This window comes from Micromonospora pisi (genome assembly GCF_003633685.1).
Taxonomy (GTDB): domain Bacteria; phylum Actinomycetota; class Actinomycetes; order Mycobacteriales; family Micromonosporaceae; genus Micromonospora_G; species Micromonospora_G pisi.
The window spans coordinates 5,715,722-5,731,183 of record NZ_RBKT01000001.1; the positions used below are offsets into that span (position 1 = coordinate 5,715,722).

Here is a 15,462-nt window from a genome sequence, read left to right on the forward strand (position 1 = left end):
GACGCCGGAGCGCCGCCGTCAGTTCACCGCGAAGAGGACGAAGGTCTGCGCCGTGTCGAGTCCGTGGAACGCGTCCTTCAGGGGCCCCGCTGCCCAGCCGGCCCGGGCGATCTCCTCGGCGATGCCCGAGACAGCCGTGCGCCGTGACCGGAATCCCGATCACGGCGCACGTTGTCGCTGAACTGTTGGTTCTTCCCGCCCGGTCTAGCGGCGGATCGGTACCTCCGACTTGACCACGGTCACGCCGGGCAGTGCCGCGCCCGCGACCTCGGTCGTGACCACACCCTTGCCGACCTCGGCAGGGACAACGTCCACCGTGTACGACACCGAGGCGCCGGGGGTCTGCGCGCTGCTGGTGATCCGCAGATCCTCGGTCGGCAGTACGCCGACCGGCAACTGCTCGCCGCCGGAGCCGTCGGCGTTCTCGGCTCCGACGATGAACGGCTGCTCACCCGGTGCGGCCGGCAGTGCCGACGGGTCGTACGCGAAGACGACGTCCTCTTCCCCGTTCAGCCCGATCCAGACCTGGAAGTGCCGGTTGGAGTTGGTGCCGAAGACGTTGACCTGCCACTCGACCACCAGCCAGTTGCCCACCCCGTCGTTGAGGAGCTCGTGGCGGATCCCCTCGGCGCCGGTGCCGTCCAGGTCGGTCCAGAACGGCGCCAGCACGTTGTTGGGGCGGACCGGGTCCGGCACCGGCGTCAGCTCGCAGCAGTTGTTGTCCTCGGAGGTGGCACCACCGACAACCAGGTAACCGTTGGAGTTGACGCCGATCTTCGTGTACGGCTTGCCGCCGTAGACGAACTCCGGCACCTCGTAGTTGAGGAATTCCTCGTCCCCGACCGACACGGCAGGGGTGCCGAAGGTGGACAGCGGGATGTACCCGGCGGTCGTGCCGGGCGCCAGCGACGGTGCGCCAGGCACCGCGCCGGTGAGCGCGACACCGTTCTTCGTCGCCGTACGCGGTCCGCTCTGCGTCGCACCGTCCACGCCGACGATCTTCAGGTTGTCGTTGACGGTGGTCGTGAAGTCGGCCACCGCGTCGCCGAACGAGTCGTTCGTCGCCGTGATCGTGCAGGTGTCACGCTGGTCGACCGTGAGCTTGTCCGGGCAGTCGCTGGTCACCTTGACGCCGGTCTGCTGCGGCACGAACGCCACCGGCACCCGCAGGGTCGGCAGGTCGGACTGCACCGGGTCAAGGACGATCTGGCCGAAGTACTGACCGGTGGGCGCCGTCGACGTGATGGTGATGGTGAGCGTCTTCGACTTGCCGGCCCCGAGCGTGAAGCTGTTCGGGGTGACCGTGATCTTGCTCTTCGTCGGAGCGTTGACGTGCACCGCGTACGTCTGGCTGCCGCTGGTCACGTTCTTCACGGTGCGGGTCGTGGTGAGTTTGCCCGGCAGGACCGGGGCGTTCACCGACGGCAGGTTGAGGTGCACCGCGTTGACCGGGTCGTTGCCCAGCGCCAACATCCGCGCGGCCGTCTCGTCAATGGTCAGGCCGGGCTTCTGCGCCTTCTTGAGGTCGATCCGACCGCTGCCGACGTCGAACGGGTCGGCCGGGGTCTTCAGGTCCTCCTTGACCACGCCCTGGGTGGCCGTGGTCATCATCGCCGACTTGATCTGCCCCGGGCTCCAGCCCGGGTGCAGCGCCTTGAGCAGCGCCGCCGAACCGGCGACGTGCGGCGCGGACATCGAGGTGCCCGCGATCGCCTGGTAGTACTCGCCGGCCGGGCCCTCGTCGGCGGTGTCCGGGGTCGGCGTCATGCCGGCCAGGATCTGCACGCCGGGCGCGGAGATGTCCGGCTTGATGCCGAAGCCACCCGGGCCACGGGACGAGAACGCCGCCATCGCGTCGGCCGTCCCGTTCGCCTTGACCCCGGCGGTGAAGGTGCCGGTGACCGTGGCGTGCGCGGTCATGAACGCCTTGAACTCCGTACCGTCGGCCAGGTGCACCGCCGGCAACCAGTGGTTGTCGGTCTCGATGTCGGCCAGGGTCGGGTTGTAGAGGACCATGCCGGCCGCCCCGCCCTGCGCGACGTTGTACCCCTTGTTGATCCGGGCGTTCCCGCCCCGCTCGCAAGCGACGATCTTGCCGGTGAAGACGCCCGGGGCCGCCGGGGTGTCGCACAGCGACCCGTAACCGGCGAGCGACTCTGCCAGCACGACCGGGGTCTCTGCGGTGACCCCGGCGGTGATCGAGGCACCCGTCAGGGTGACCGTGTCGTCGCCGCCGTGCAGGACCAGCGTCGAGTTGAACTCGCGGGTCTGGGTCGACGCCGCGACGGTGGTGACCCACGGTCCGACGTGGTCCGTGGTGGCCGCGCCCGGTCCGCTGTTGCCGGCGGACGCCGACACGAACACACCCGCGGCGTACGCGTCGAGGAACGCCAGCTCGGCCGGGTCGGTGAACGGGCTGCCGCCACCCGAGATGGAGTAGTTGATGACATCCACCCCGTCGACGACGGCCTGGTTGATCGCCGCGGCCAGGTCGGAGGCGAACCCGCCGCCCGCACCGAGGGCCTTGTAGACCGAGACCCACGCGCCGGGCGCCACACCCTGGACCGGGCCGCGCTCCACGCCGAGCACCTTGGCCGAGTCGACGACGTCACCGGCGGCCGTGGACGCGGTGTGCGTACCGTGTCCACCGCTGTCGCGCGCGGTCACGTACTTCTCGTCGTCGTTGACGGAGAGGTACGTGTCGAGGAAGGCGGCGCCGCCGATCAGCTTGTTGTTGCAGACGAAGACGTCGGTCTGCGGGGTCAGCGGGTTGTCGCCGAAGTCGCACTCGCGGGCGGTGCCGTCACGCTTCGCCGGCGCCGGGTTCAGGTTGCCGTTGTCGGCGAAGGAGGGGTGCTCCGGCCAGGCGCCAGTGTCGATGACGCCGACGATGATGCCGGCACCGGCGTTCTTCTTGCCGCCGAGGGCCGGGTAGGTGCTGGGGGCTCCGATGAAATCGGCGCTGGAGTCGGTGAGCGGCTGACGCAGCTCGTCCTTCTGCACCGCCACCACACCGTCGACCCGCAACAGGTCACGGACCTTGTTCGCCGGTACGGTGGCGGCGACGCCGCCGTACACGGTGCGCAGCCGGTTGCCGACCCGGGCGCCGGGAACCGCCTTCGCCAGGTCGGTGACGAACTTCTGCTCACGGTCGGCGACATACCGCCCGTACGCCTTCTCGGCGTTGCTCTGGCCGATCTTCTGACCGGTCTGGGCCGGGCTGGTGGCGGCCAGGCCCGCGACGCCACCGCCGTAGGTGGCGACCGAGTCGTAGTCCAGCTTCACCAGAACCGGGATCCGCTCCGACGAGGTGCTGTCGAGCAACGTCGGGTCGGTCTGGGCCATGCGGCTGGTCGGTGCCTTCTCGGCACTCACCCGCTCGGTCACCGGCACGGGGGTGGCGGTGAACCTGTCCGCCGCCGACGCCGAGCCGGTCCAGCCGGCCACCGCCAGCGGGGGAATCAGCGCGGCTGCGAGTGCGCCTCGCAGCCACTTTGGTTGTCGCATCGGTTCCCTTTCGAAAGGAATAGCTATACATAACTTCATCGTTGTTTGGCGTACACCAGGAACATCGACGAGTTACGCCGGGGGGTGCGGGCATCGTTCCACGCGTCCCGTCGATCGCACCAGAGCATTGGGAGCCGCGTACGCAAATTGTTGTTTTCTCCCCGTTGCCAGGGGGACGCCTGCTCATAACGCTACGAACATGATGACGACGCGTTCTGCCTCCCGTCGCAGGATGCGACCTTCGGGGGTGTCCAGAGTGGTGTAACGGTGCGCAACCGGTTGCCGAAAATCGATGCTGTACGATTGATTGGGCTCTCGGGCAAAGGTGGTCGCGATAGTCGGCCTGGTGCAATTCCGATTCAGGATGGCCGCGCGGGTCGACCGCATCCATCGAAGAGTGCGCAATTCACGATCCACGCTCGTGGTGCGGGGCGGCGGGCCCGGCGATAGCGCCGATCCGCGCGAGAAGCAACGGACCGGCCGGCCCCGGTGGCATGTCCGAGGGCGGTGTGGTGGTCGAGAGCGGGATCTCGTCGGGGCGGCGCGTCAGCCGCCAACCGGTTCGTGCCGGGGCGACCGAACCGACAGGCCGCGTTCTGCGTACTCATGATGGGGGTCGTATCCGCCCATCCTGGAGAAACCGCACCACCGACGCACACCGCGCGCGGGCTGACGCGGTGCGACCGCGAGTCGGATCAGCACCGCGCATCACATGGAAGGCCGTGACATGTCGCTTCTCGCCCGCTTTCGTCGGTTGTCGAGGCAGGACCGGACGGAAGCGGTGGATGACCCGGCAGGCGATCCGGCGACCGGCCGCAGTACGAAGCGTCGGGTGGCGACGGCTGTCGGCACCGTACTGAGTTTCCTGTTCGTGCTCTTCGCCCTGATCGCGCCGAACGACGTCAACCGTTTCACGCCGGGCGCGTTCGTACGCATCCCGCTGGAGGCCCTGCTCGGAGCGGCCCTCGTACTCGGGCTGCCGGCCGGGGTGCGGCGGCCGGTCGTGGCGGTGGTCGGGGCGGTTCTCGGGCTGCTGCTCGTACTCAAGATCATCGACATGGGGTTCTTCATGGTCCTCGCCCGACCGTTCGACCCCGTGCTCGACTGGACCTTCATCACCGCCGGTGTGGACTTCCTGACCGAGTCGATCGGACGGGCCGGCGCGATCGGCGCCGTCGTCGGGGCGGTGGTCCTCGTCGTCGCCGTACTCGTCCTGACGATCCTGTCGGTCCTGCGGCTGGCCCGGGTCGTGGTCGCGCACCGGAAGACGACCACCCGTACCGTGGTGGTCCTCACGATGGCCTGGGTGAGCTGCGCCGTGCTCGGCGCGCACATCGTCCCCGGGGTGCCGATCGCTGCCGACAGCGCGGCCATGCTCGCCTACGACCACTCGCAGCAGGTGCGCGCGGGCCTGCGGGACGAGGAGGTGTTCGCCGCCCAGGCGGCCGACGACATCTTCCGCGACACCCCGGGCGACCAGTTGCTGACCGGCCTGCGTGGCAAGGACGTCATCATCTCCTTCGTGGAGAGCTACGGGCGCGTGGCGATCGAGGACCCGGAGCTGGCGCCGCAGGTCGACGCGGTGCTGGACGAGGGCACCCGGCGATTGCGGGCCGCGGGCTTCGCCTCCCGCAGCGCCTTCCTCACCTCGCCGACGGCGGGCGGCGGGAGTTGGCTGGCGCACGCCACGCTGCTCTCCGGTGTCTGGGCCGACAACCAGCAGCGTTACAACAACCTGGTCACCAGTGACCGGCTGACCCTCAACGGCACCTTCCGGCGCGCGGGCTGGCGCACCACCCTGGTCATGCCGGCCCTCACCCAGGCGTGGCCGGAGGCCGACTTCTTCGCTTCCGACCGGGTCTACGGCGTCGACGACCTGGGTTACCAGGGTCCGAAGTTCAGCTTCGCCCCCATGCCAGATCAGTACACGCTCTCCGCCTTCCAACGCCTCGAACGCGCGCAGCCGGATCGTGCCCCGGTGATGGCCGAGATCCCGCTCGTCTCCAGCCATGCCCCCTGGACACCGATCCCGCAGCTCGTCGACTGGAACGACGTCGGCGACGGTTCGATCTTCGGGCCGATGGCGAAGGGCGCGGACGTGGCCGATGCCGGGCGGGGCGACTCGAGCCGGGTCCGCACCCAGTACCGACGTTCGATCGAGTATTCACTGAACACCCTGATCTCCTACGTGGAGACGTACGGTGACGACAACCTCGTGCTCGTCTTCCTCGGAGACCACCAGCCCGCCCCGGTGGTGACCGGTGCGGGCGCCGGTCGGGACGTACCGATCACGATCGTCGCCCATGACCCGGCGGTGCTCGAACGGATCTCCGGGTGGGGCTGGCAGGACGGGCTCAACCCCGACCCGAAGGCTCCGGTCTGGTCGATGGACGCCTTCCGGGACAAGTTCCTGAAGGCGTTCTGACCAGCCGACCGAATCTTCCCGGGTCGGTTGTCCGCACCCGCCCCGACCATGAACCCGCACCCCGCGACGAGAGGACAACCCGTGAGATCCGATCGGTGGCACGTGCAGCGCACGCTCGGCCGAGTCTGGGGCATGACCCGATCCATGGTCATCTACCACGGTCAGCCGAGCAAGCACCGGCGAGCGCTCCGGCTCTACCGCGAGTTCCTCGGACCGGGCGACATCGGCTTCGACATCGGCGCCCACGTGGGGGGCCGGGTCCGGATCTGGCGGCGGCTGGGCGCGCGGGTGGTCGCGGTCGAGCCACAGCCCGACTGCCTCCGCGTGCTGCGGTTCCTCTTCCGTCGGGACCGGGACGTCGTCATCGTGCCCGAGGCGGTCGGCGCCCGGACCGGGCGGGCGAACCTGGCCGTCTCCACCGCCACACCCACGGTCTCCTCGATGTCGCCGGACTGGATCGAGTCCGTCACGGCTGACCGCAGCTTCGCCCGGGTGCAGTGGGACAGCTCGGTCGAGGTGCAGGTGGCGACCCTGGACGATCTGATCGCGATCCACGGCACCCCGGCCTTCTGCAAAATCGACGTCGAGGGTTTCGAGGCCGACGTGCTGGCCGGGCTCAGCCAGCCGCTGCGCGCGCTCTCCTTCGAGTACCTGCCACCGGCGCACGACGCCGCCCTCGCCGTACTGGACATGGTGCAGCGGCTCGGCGCGCAGGCGGGCGGGTACCGCTACAACTACTCGCCGGTCGAGACGATGCGGTACGCCAGCGACCACTGGCTCGACCTGCCGGAACTGGTACGGCTGCTCGAGCAGTATCGCCCGCTGGGCCGCTCCGGCGACGTCTACGCCCGCCTGGCCAGCGCCGGTGACGCAACCGTGTGACGTGACGCGAGCAGGGGCACCCGCGGCGGGTGCCCCTGCTGCTGATCGTGCTGCCGTACGGGTCAGCTCGCCGGGAAGGTGACCTGGACCGATCCGGACCGGGGGATGGCGACCGCCGTGGCGCTGTCGAAGTCGGTGCCGCCGTACCAGCGGACGGGCCCGGCGTCGCGGAACTCCAACTTCACCTTCTGGGCTCCGATCACCGGGAACCGCACACCGGCCGTGAAGGTCTCGCTGTCGACCACCGCGATCGGGTCACCGGTGACCGAGTTGCGGATCGTCACCCGCCCCCAGCCTGACGTACCGGGCACGGTGACGACCACGGTCGTACCCCGCTTGAGCTGGTAGTCGTAACGGGTTGCCGGGCCGACGGCAGCCGTCACCAGTTCGGCGATGAGCCGGTTGCCGACACCGCCGCTCCACTGGATCGGGTGGTCGGCCGCCTCGAACTGCAACGGCCACCGGTACGGGCCGAGCCAGTCGATCCGGTAGGTGCCGTCGGCGGCGACCTGCGCGTACCGCGTGTCGACGCCGGCCGCGGGTGGGACGATGCCCACCGTCCCCTCGCGGACCGGTCCGCCGTCCGCACCGGTCACCGTGCCGGTGATGGCGGCGCGGGGGTCCAGCTTGACCGTCGGTACGGCCTCGGTCTCGCCCTCGTCGAGGGTGACCTGGCGGGCCTGGCCCTGGTCGCCGGTGCCGCCGTCCTGACCGACCCACTGGGCCCCGTACGGGCTGCTGGTGCCGGGCAGTACGAACAGGTTGTAGGTGCCTGGATCGTCGACCTTCAGGCTCACCGCGCCGGTGGGCCCGGTGAGGGCACTGCACCCGTCCGGGAAGGCGAACGTCCTGGTCTTCCGGACGATGACGCAGATCCCCGCGACCGGTGCGCCGGTGGCCCGGTCGGTGACCGTGGTGTTGATCGTGCCAAGGCGGTGCAGGGTCAACTGCACCTCGCTCTGCTGGTCAGCGTGGACGGTGACGGTTGCTGCCGAGTCCTCGTACCGGTAGCCGTTCGCCCTGGCGGAGATGGTGTGCGTGCCGATCGGTATGTCGGAGAGGATGAGGGAACCGCCCGCACCGCTCCCCGACATGCTGCCGATCTCGGCGGAGAAGTTGCTGATCGCCGAGCCGGTGACGCTGTCCTTGGCGGTGATCCGGACCGTGCCGGTGGGCAGCCGGCTGTCGTCGACCGTGGTGGTCTGGTTCGCCACTACCGTGATCGGGTCGGCCGTCTCCGGAGTCAGCTTGCCGTAGGCGTACTGGACCAGGTTGATCCGCCAGCCGTTGAACTGCACCTCGTAGCTGCCGGGGAAGACCCCGTCGATCCGGTAGCGGCCGTCGTTCCCGGTTTCGGTCGAGAGGTAGTCGCCGCCGCCGGAGAGGAGCACCTGTACACCCGCGATGCCCTGGCCCACGCGGTCGGTGAAGCGGCCGTCGACCGCCCCGCTCGGCAGTAGCTGCTCGTCGACCGTGGTCGACGAGCCGGCGGTGACGTCGTACGCCCGGGCGGTGTCCTGGTCCCGGGTCTGCGGTGACCACTGCCGGGCACCGGAGGGCAGTTGGAAGTAGACCCGGTAACTCGCGGGTAGGAGATTGGTGAGCTGGTAGACGCCGTTGTCGTCGGTGGTGGCGTACCCGAAGTCCGTGTTGCTCTCGGCCGCGACCCGGTAATCCGCGGCCGGGCTGCCGTCCGCCCGGGTCAGCCGGCCGGTGATGGTCCCGGTGGTCAGCTTGGTGTCGTTGACCGTCACCGTCTCGCCGACCGTGACCTGGATCGGTGTCGCGGTGTCGGGGGTGGCGGCGCGGTAGGCGTACTGCACGCCGTTGCCGAAGCGGAAGGAGACCCGGTAGGTGCCCGGCAGCGCGGCGACCGAGTAGGAGCCGTCGACGTCGGTGTGTACGCCGACTCCGACTCCGACACCGTCGCCGTCGAACGGGCTGGCCTCGACCCAGGTGCCGGCCACGCCGTTGCCGGCCGAGTCGGTGAACCGGCCGCTGATGGTGCCGGTCGGCAGCAGGGTGTCGTCGGCGATCGTGCGTCCACCGGCCGTGACCGAGTAGCGGGTCGCGGACTCCTCGTCGACCTGGCCGGGGACGTACTGGCGCGGGTGGCCCGGTGCCTCGATCATGATCAGGTACGCGGACTCCGCCGCCGGCACCTCGGAGAGTTCGTACTGGCCCAACGCGTTGGTGACCGCGCTGCCGTTGAATCCGTCGTCGCTGGTGACGTAGACCTCGACGGTCGGCACCGGAGCGCCATTGTCGGTGATGGTGCCGGCGATCACGCCGGTCGCCTCGGCCGCATGCGCTGGTGCGGCCAGGGCGAGGGTGGCGACGAGCGTCGCGACCACCACCGACCCGAGCCCGCGCAGACGTGAGCTGCTCATGCTTCTTCCTCTGGCTGTGAGGGAAAAGGGCACGGGGTATCGATCGAATGCCGAATCCCCGTGCGGTGCACCCTAGCCGCGCGGTACGACTTGATGATCGACAGCCGTGCGCCCGCACTGCCGCCGCGTACGCCGGAAGACGCTGTGGGCGGTGCGCCCCGCTGGCCGGGTCACACCGCCCACAGGAGACGGAAATCAGTGGCAGGCGCTGGTGCCGCTGTCGTTGTAGGTCTTGCCCGCCTCGGGCACGAACTGCCAGTCGTAGCTGTTGGCGTGCAGGGTGAACTTCAGTACGCCGAACGTGTCGCTGTTACGCGCCTCGCTGTTGGCCTGGATCGTGCCGAAGCTGTAGTGGTCGGCACCACCCATGCCGGCCACGAACGAGCGCAGGCCACGGCTGGTGTCCCGGCCGCCGGTCGGGTTCTGCGGGGCGAACCGCTCGTACTGGTGGTTGTGGCCGAAGACGACCACGTCGGCGTTGTAGTCGTACAGCGCCTGGTAGAGCGGACGGGTCGAGGCGGACGGGGCGTGGTTGGCGCCCGAGGTGAAGAGCGGGTGGTGCCAGTACGCCAACGTGCACGACTTCGGGTTGGCGGCGAGGTCGTTGCGCAGCCACGTCTCCTGGGCCGAACCCGCCGACATGCTGATGTTCGAGTTCAGCGACACGATGTGCCAGTTGCCGAGGTTGTACGAGTAGTACCCCTGACCGGACGGGCCGGCGACGGAACCGAAGTAGCCGTAGTAGCCGGAGGCGCCGGAGGTGTTGTAGTCGTGGTTGCCCGGCGACGGCTTCGTACGCGCCTTGTGCCGGCCCCAGGTCGGTTGGTAGTAGCTGTTGAACTCCGAGGCGGTGCCGTTGCTGTAGACGTTGTCGCCGGTGGTGAAGACCGTTCCGGAGATGTTGTCCAGCAGCGCTGCGGTGGCGCTGTCGCCGGAGCCCGAGGTGGCGATGTCGCCCGCTCCCACCAGGACCGGGTCACCCGAGGGCGGGGCCGTGGTCGGGGTCGGCGACGGGGTCGAGGTGCCGGTCGTGATCACCAACTGGGGTGCGTCGGCGCCGCTCTCCCGGCTGTCGTAGTAGGCGCCGTCGGTGCTGGTGGAGGAGGCTCCGAAGCTGAAGGTCCCGTTCCCCTTCACCGCCGAGGCCACGTTCACCTCGTACCAGCCGTCGGCGGTGACCGAACCGATCGAGCCGAGCGACGCGCCGTCGATGGCCGGCTGGTTGTTCCAGGTCGTACCGGTCTCCGACCAGGTGTTGCTGGAGACCACCTTGAACGCGCCGCCGTTGTTGCTGCCGTCGTTGCCGCTGATCGTGCGCAGCCGCAGCTTGGCGCTGGTCACCGTGCCGCTGACGCCGGTCACGGTGAAGCGCAGGAACATCCGGCGTACGGGCGAGTTGTCGACCGTGATCTGGTTCGACGTGCCGTAGTTGGTCGACGCCGCGTCGCCCTGCACGTACGTGTCGGCGACGGGTGTGAACGTGGACGTGGCGGCCGAGGCGGGGCCGGTCGCCGTGAGCACGGCCGTGGCGGTGGCCGCGACCAGGACCACCGCTGTGCCGGCGGTCAGTCCCAGTCGAATGTGGCGGGTACCCATTCAATGTTCCCTTCGAGCGAAGTGGGGTACGGCGGTCGGAATCTAGGGAATTGAATGGAACGGGATACCCGCCTACGGGTGAACTTTCAGGTGCACAGTGGGCAAAGCCCGCGACGATCCGGATTGTTCACCGAACGCATACCTTCCCGGCGCCTGTCCTGGGTTGTCCGACCGGTTCCGCGCATAGACAGTGGTGCACCGGCGGCGCGAGCCGCGACCGGAACTGGAGGAGGTGCGAGGCGCTTGTACCTGTCGACCATCGGCCGGCCCAAGACCGCGGACGGTCCACCGACCGCCGAGGGGGGCCGGTCCGACCGCCAGCGGCGTCGGCGCCTCGCCCTGGTGAGCGGCAACGTCGTCGCCCTCGGCACGGTCAGCCTGATCACCGACGTCTCCGCCGAGATGGTCAGCGCCGTACTCCCGCTCTACCTGGTGCTGGGATTGCAGCTCAGCCCGCTCGCGTACGGCATGATCGACGGCATCTACACCGGTGCGACCGCGGTGCTGCGCATCGTCGGCGGTTACCTCGCCGACCGGGTCCGGGCGCGCAAGCTGATGGCGGGCATCGGGTACGCGCTCTCCGCCGTGGCGAAGCTGGGCCTGCTCGTCGCCGGCCGGTCGATGGGAGCGATCGGGTTCGTGATCGCGGTCGACCGGATGGGTAAGGGGATCCGCACCGCTCCCCGGGACGCCCTGATCACCGCGTCCAGCCCGCCGGAGGCGCTGGGGCGGGCGTTCGGCGTGCACCGGACCATGGACGCGATCGGCGCCTTCCTCGGACCGTTGGTCGCGCTCGCCGTGCTGGCCGCCGCCGGGCAGTCGTACGACGCGGTCTTTGTCGCCAGCTTCTGCCTGGCCACGCTCGCCGTGGTGGTGCTGGTCCTCTTCGTACGCGACCACCCCGGGTCGGCGCCGGAGCGCGCCCTGCCGGTGCCGGTGCCGGACCGCGCCCTGCCGGTGCCGCGTCGCGAACCGGTCAGTGTGCGCGAGGCGTTGACCCTGCTGCGCGCCCGGCCGGTCCGCCGGCTCACCGCGGCCGCCGGTCTGCTCGGCCTCGCCACGATCGGTGACGGCTTCGTCTATCTGCTCCTGCAACGCCGGGAGGAACTGAGCGTGGTCTGGTTTCCGCTGCTGGCGGTCGGCACCAGCCTGGGTTACCTGTTGCTGGCGGCACCGCTGGGCATGCTCGCCGACCGGTTCGGCCGGCTGCCCGTGATGGTCGGCGGCTACGTCGCGCTGACGGTGACGTACCTGCTGCTCTTCGGGCCGATCGGCGGCTGGCCGCTGCTGGGGCTGGCGCTCGCCCTGTACGGGCTCTTCTACGCGGCCACCGACGGCATCCTGATGGCACTCGCCGGCCCGGTGCTGCCGGAACGGCTGCGCGCCACCGGGATCGCCCTGATCCAGACCGGTCAGGCGCTGGCGTACCTGGTCTCGTCGGTTCTCTTCGGTCTCGCCTGGCAGCAGTGGGGGCCGGCGGTGGCGAGCCGGCTGGCGGCGGCGTGCGTGGCGGTGGCGGTGGTGGCCACCGGATGCCTGCTCGCCACCGAGCCGGCCCTGAGCCGCCGGCGGGTGACCTCGTGAACGGGTTGACCTCCCGGGGCCGGGTGGTGGTGGCCGCGGTCAGCGCGGTGCTCCTCGCCGCGGTCGCGGTCGGCTACATCCGGTTCGCCGCCGACCGGGACGCCGCCGACCGAGACGACGCCGACCGGGCGGTACGGACCTCGGCCCACGGTGAACAGTTGACCCTGGCACCGGGGCCACGGCTGTTGGCCGTGACCGACCGGCACCTGGCCGTCGTCGCGGCCGACGACCCGTCCGGCGAGCGCACCGTCTCCGACGTCGAGTGTGTCCGGGCGTACGCGGCCGCCGGCACCGGCGTCTGCCTCCGTCCCGACTCGCAGTGGGCGTACCGGCTGGTGGTGCTGGACGCACGGCTGGCCGAGACGCGGTCGTTCCCGATCCCGGGGCTGCCGAACCGGGCCCGGGTGTCGGCGAGCGGGCGAATGGTGGCGTGGACGACCTTCGTCGGCGGCGACTCGTACAACAGCGGTGGGTTCTCCACCCGTACCGGAATCCTGGACACCCGCGCGGGGACCCTGGTCAACTCGTTGGAGGAGTTCGCCGTGGTCCGGGACGGGCACCCGTACCGGTCGGTCGACGCCAACTTCTGGGGCGTCACCTTCGCCGGTGACGACAACCTCTTCTACGCGACCATGTCGACCGGTGGGCAGCGTTACCTGATCCAGGGCGACTTCGCGGCGCGTACGGTGCGCACCCTGACCGGCAACGTCGAGTGCCCGTCGCTCTCTCCGGACGGCACCCGGATCGCGTTCAAGCAGGCGATCGGGGGCGACCCGACCAAGGGGTGGCGGCTGAGCGTGCTCGACCTGGCCACCATGGCGACCAGGCCGCTGGCCGAGACGAACAGCGTGGACGACCAGGCCGCCTGGCTCGACGACGCCACCGTCGCCTACACCCTGCGGCAGGCCGACGGCCGGCCGGACATCTGGTCCGTGCCGGCCGACGGGTCGGGCTCGCCCCGACTGCTGGTTCCCGAGGCGGAATCGCCGGCCACTCTCGCCCCGGTCGGCTGACCGGGGCGGGAGCGGCCGGGTCGAGCGGTTCAGCCCCGGTCGCGCCAGGCCGCCGCGAGGGTCGTCCGCCCGTTGGTCCGCAGCAGCGAACCCTCGTAGAGGCGGGCGGCGAGCAGGAGTACGGCCACCGCCCCGGCGAGCAGGACCACCAGCGCCAGCACCGGCTCCCAGGGGGCCGCCTCGCCGAGGAAGAGCCGTACCGGCATGGCGGTGGGTGCCGAGAACGGCACGTACGACAGCACGGTCATCAGGGTGCTGTTGTCGTTGCCGAAGACGACCGCGAAGAACGGCACCAGGACCAGCAGTTGGACCGGCATCGAGACCGATCCGATGTCCTCCTGGCGGCTGACCAGGGCTCCGGTCACCGCCCAGATGGCGGCCAGCAACACGAAGCCGACCACGAAGAACGGGATGAACCAGCCGATCGCCGGGGCGAGTTGGCTCATCATGGTCCCGCTGTCGGTGACCGCCATGCCGACCACGGCGGCGAGTGCGATCAGGACGATCTGCGCGATCGCCAGGGTGCTGGCGGCGACCACCTTGCCGGCCAGCAGTGCGCGTACGGGCACGGTGGCGACCAGGATCTCGACGATCCGGGTCTGCTTCTCCTCGGTGACGCTCTGCGCGATCTGGACCCCGAAGGTGATCGACGTGAAGAAGAAGATCATGCCGAACGCGAGCGGGATCAGGGTGCGTACCACCGGGTCCGCCGCGTCCGGGTCGAGCAGTTGCACCGGGGGAGCGCTGCTCAGCGCCCTGACCACGTCGGTCGGCGCCTCGTCGAGTGCCAGCACCCGGACCCCGGTGGCGTCGGCGACCACGGCCGCGTCGACCTCCTCGTTCAGCACCAGGTCCCGGGCGGCCTGCTCGTCGGCGACCGTGCGCACCTCCAGCCCGGCCCGGTCGAGCGCCTCCGTGGCCTGACTTCCGACCACGGCGACGCTCGACGGCCCGCCGGCGAGCAATGCCGGCAGCACGGTCGCGGCGAGGGTGGTGAGGAGGAAGAAGATTGTGCTGAACAGGAACGCCTTGTCGCGCAGCTTGGTGCTGATCTCACGGCCGGCGACCAGGCCGACGGCCTGCCAGAACGAGGTGGTGGCGCGGGGTGTCCCGGTGCCGGTGGTGGAGGTGTCGACCGGCCGGGTCTGGTTGGTCAGCGTCATTGTGCGATCTCCCGGAAGATTTCGGCGAGCGACGGAACGATCGGGCGGAAGGCGCGGACCGGTTCCCGTTCCAGGACCCGTCGCAGCACCTCCTGGTCGTCGCTGGGCGAGTGGATGTCGATGACCGCCCGCGCCCCGTCGAGGTCGACGATGGTGACGCCGGGCAGGTCCCGTACCCATCCGGCGTCGGTGTCGACGACGAGTTCGTAGCGGGGCGACGCGTGCTGCCGGCGGAGGCTGTCGCGGCTGCCAGCGGCCCGGATGGTGCCGTCCGCGATGATCACCAGGTCGTCGCAGAGCCGTTCCACCACGTCGAGTTGGTGACTGGAGAAGAGGACCGGTACGCCACGCGCGGCCCGGTCCCGCAGCACCCGGACGATCACGTCGACCGCGAGCGGGTCGAGCCCGGAGAAGGGTTCGTCCAGGACCAGCATGACCGGGTCGTGGACCAGCGCCGCGGCGATCTGCGCCCGCTGTTGGTTGCCGAGCGACAGCGTGTCCAGGGTGTCCCCGGCCCGCTCGGTCAGCCCCACCTGCTCCAGCAGGTCGTCGCTGCTGCGCCGGGCCGCCGGGGCGCTCATCCCGTGCAGCCGGCCCAGGTAGACGAGCTGCTCGCGGATCTTCATCTTCGGGTACAGGCCGCGTTCCTCGGGCATGTAACCGAAGCTTCGGCGCGTTGTCCTGGTCAGCGGAGCGCCGTCCCAGGTGACCTCACCCGAGTCCGCGGCGAGGACGCCGAGGATGATGCGCATCGAGGTGGTCTTGCCGGCACCGTTGGCCCCGACGAAACCGGTCATCCGACCCGCCTCGATGGCGAACGAGATGTCGTGCAACACCCGGCGGTCGCCGAACGTCCGGCTCACGGACGCGACGCGGAGCATGCGGTCTCCCTCTGCTGGCGT

General features: G+C 70.1%; 9 protein-coding genes. 4 read left to right on the top strand and 5 right to left on the bottom strand.

From position 1 onward, the window contains the following. Nucleotides 1-204: 204 nt before the first annotated feature. Nucleotides 205-3,507 (bottom strand): S8 family serine peptidase, encoded by a 3,303-nt coding sequence (locus tag BDK92_RS24460; RefSeq protein ID WP_121158810.1) that lies wholly within the window; start codon nucleotides 3,505-3,507, stop codon nucleotides 205-207. A gap of 832 nt (nucleotides 3,508-4,339) precedes the next feature. Here BDK92_RS24460 and BDK92_RS24465 point away from each other — a divergent pair. Both BDK92_RS24465 and BDK92_RS24470 read left to right on the top strand, forming a co-directional pair. Continuing rightward, nucleotides 4,340-5,932, top strand: a complete 1,593-nt coding sequence (locus BDK92_RS24465; protein ID WP_246017224.1) for an alkaline phosphatase family protein — start codon at nucleotides 4,340-4,342, stop codon at nucleotides 5,930-5,932. Between the two features lie 81 nt (nucleotides 5,933-6,013). Further along, on the top strand, nucleotides 6,014-6,814 hold the full coding sequence (locus tag BDK92_RS24470) for an FkbM family methyltransferase (RefSeq protein WP_246017226.1): 801 nt from the start codon (nucleotides 6,014-6,016) through the stop codon (nucleotides 6,812-6,814). A 62-nt stretch (nucleotides 6,815-6,876) separates the two neighbouring features. Here BDK92_RS24470 and BDK92_RS24475 read toward each other — a convergent pair whose 3' ends face one another. Together BDK92_RS24475 and BDK92_RS24480 are read right to left on the bottom strand one after the other, a co-directional pair. Then, nucleotides 6,877-9,204 carry a carboxypeptidase-like regulatory domain-containing protein gene (locus tag BDK92_RS24475; RefSeq protein WP_121158813.1) on the bottom strand — a complete coding sequence of 776 codons (2,328 nt, stop codon included), beginning with the start codon at nucleotides 9,202-9,204 and terminating at the stop codon, nucleotides 6,877-6,879. 195 nt (nucleotides 9,205-9,399) lie between these two features. After that, nucleotides 9,400-10,800, bottom strand: coding sequence for a CBM96 family carbohydrate-binding protein (locus tag BDK92_RS24480; protein ID WP_121158814.1), 1,401 nt, complete (start codon nucleotides 10,798-10,800; stop codon nucleotides 9,400-9,402). Between the two features lie 243 nt (nucleotides 10,801-11,043). Here BDK92_RS24480 and BDK92_RS24485 point away from each other — a divergent pair, with 243 nt between their 5' ends. Beyond that, nucleotides 11,044-12,384, top strand: a complete 1,341-nt coding sequence (locus tag BDK92_RS24485) for an MFS transporter (RefSeq protein WP_342775844.1) — start codon at nucleotides 11,044-11,046, stop codon at nucleotides 12,382-12,384. Further along, nucleotides 12,381-13,397, top strand: a complete 1,017-nt coding sequence (locus BDK92_RS24490) for a TolB family protein (RefSeq protein ID WP_246017228.1) — start codon at nucleotides 12,381-12,383, stop codon at nucleotides 13,395-13,397. Before BDK92_RS24485 ends, BDK92_RS24490 begins: the two co-directional genes overlap by 4 nt. A gap of 29 nt (nucleotides 13,398-13,426) precedes the next feature. Here BDK92_RS24490 and BDK92_RS24495 read toward each other — a convergent pair whose 3' ends face one another. Then, nucleotides 13,427-14,560, bottom strand: a complete 1,134-nt coding sequence (locus tag BDK92_RS24495; protein WP_121158816.1) for an ABC transporter permease — start codon at nucleotides 14,558-14,560, stop codon at nucleotides 13,427-13,429. Then, the gene (locus BDK92_RS24500; RefSeq protein WP_121158817.1) at nucleotides 14,557-15,441 is read right to left on the bottom strand and encodes an ABC transporter ATP-binding protein; all 885 of its coding nucleotides are present in this window, start codon (nucleotides 15,439-15,441) and stop codon (nucleotides 14,557-14,559) included. The genes BDK92_RS24495 and BDK92_RS24500 overlap by 4 nt, the downstream gene beginning before the upstream one ends. Nucleotides 15,442-15,462 lie beyond the last annotated feature (21 nt).

Bases quoted from the DNA above. Each gene is read 5' to 3' on its own strand.
- BDK92_RS24460 (WP_121158810.1), bottom strand. From the start codon at position 3,507: ATGCGACAACCAAAGTGGCTGCGAGGCGCACTCGCAGCCGCGCTGATT.
- BDK92_RS24475 (WP_121158813.1), bottom strand. From the start codon at position 9,204: ATGAGCAGCTCACGTCTGCGCGGGCTCGGGTCGGTGGTGGTCGCGACG.
- BDK92_RS24480 (WP_121158814.1), bottom strand. From the start codon at position 10,800: ATGGGTACCCGCCACATTCGACTGGGACTGACCGCCGGCACAGCGGTG.
- BDK92_RS24495 (WP_121158816.1), bottom strand. From the start codon at position 14,560: ATGACGCTGACCAACCAGACCCGGCCGGTCGACACCTCCACCACCGGC.
- BDK92_RS24500 (WP_121158817.1), bottom strand. From the start codon at position 15,441: ATGCTCCGCGTCGCGTCCGTGAGCCGGACGTTCGGCGACCGCCGGGTG.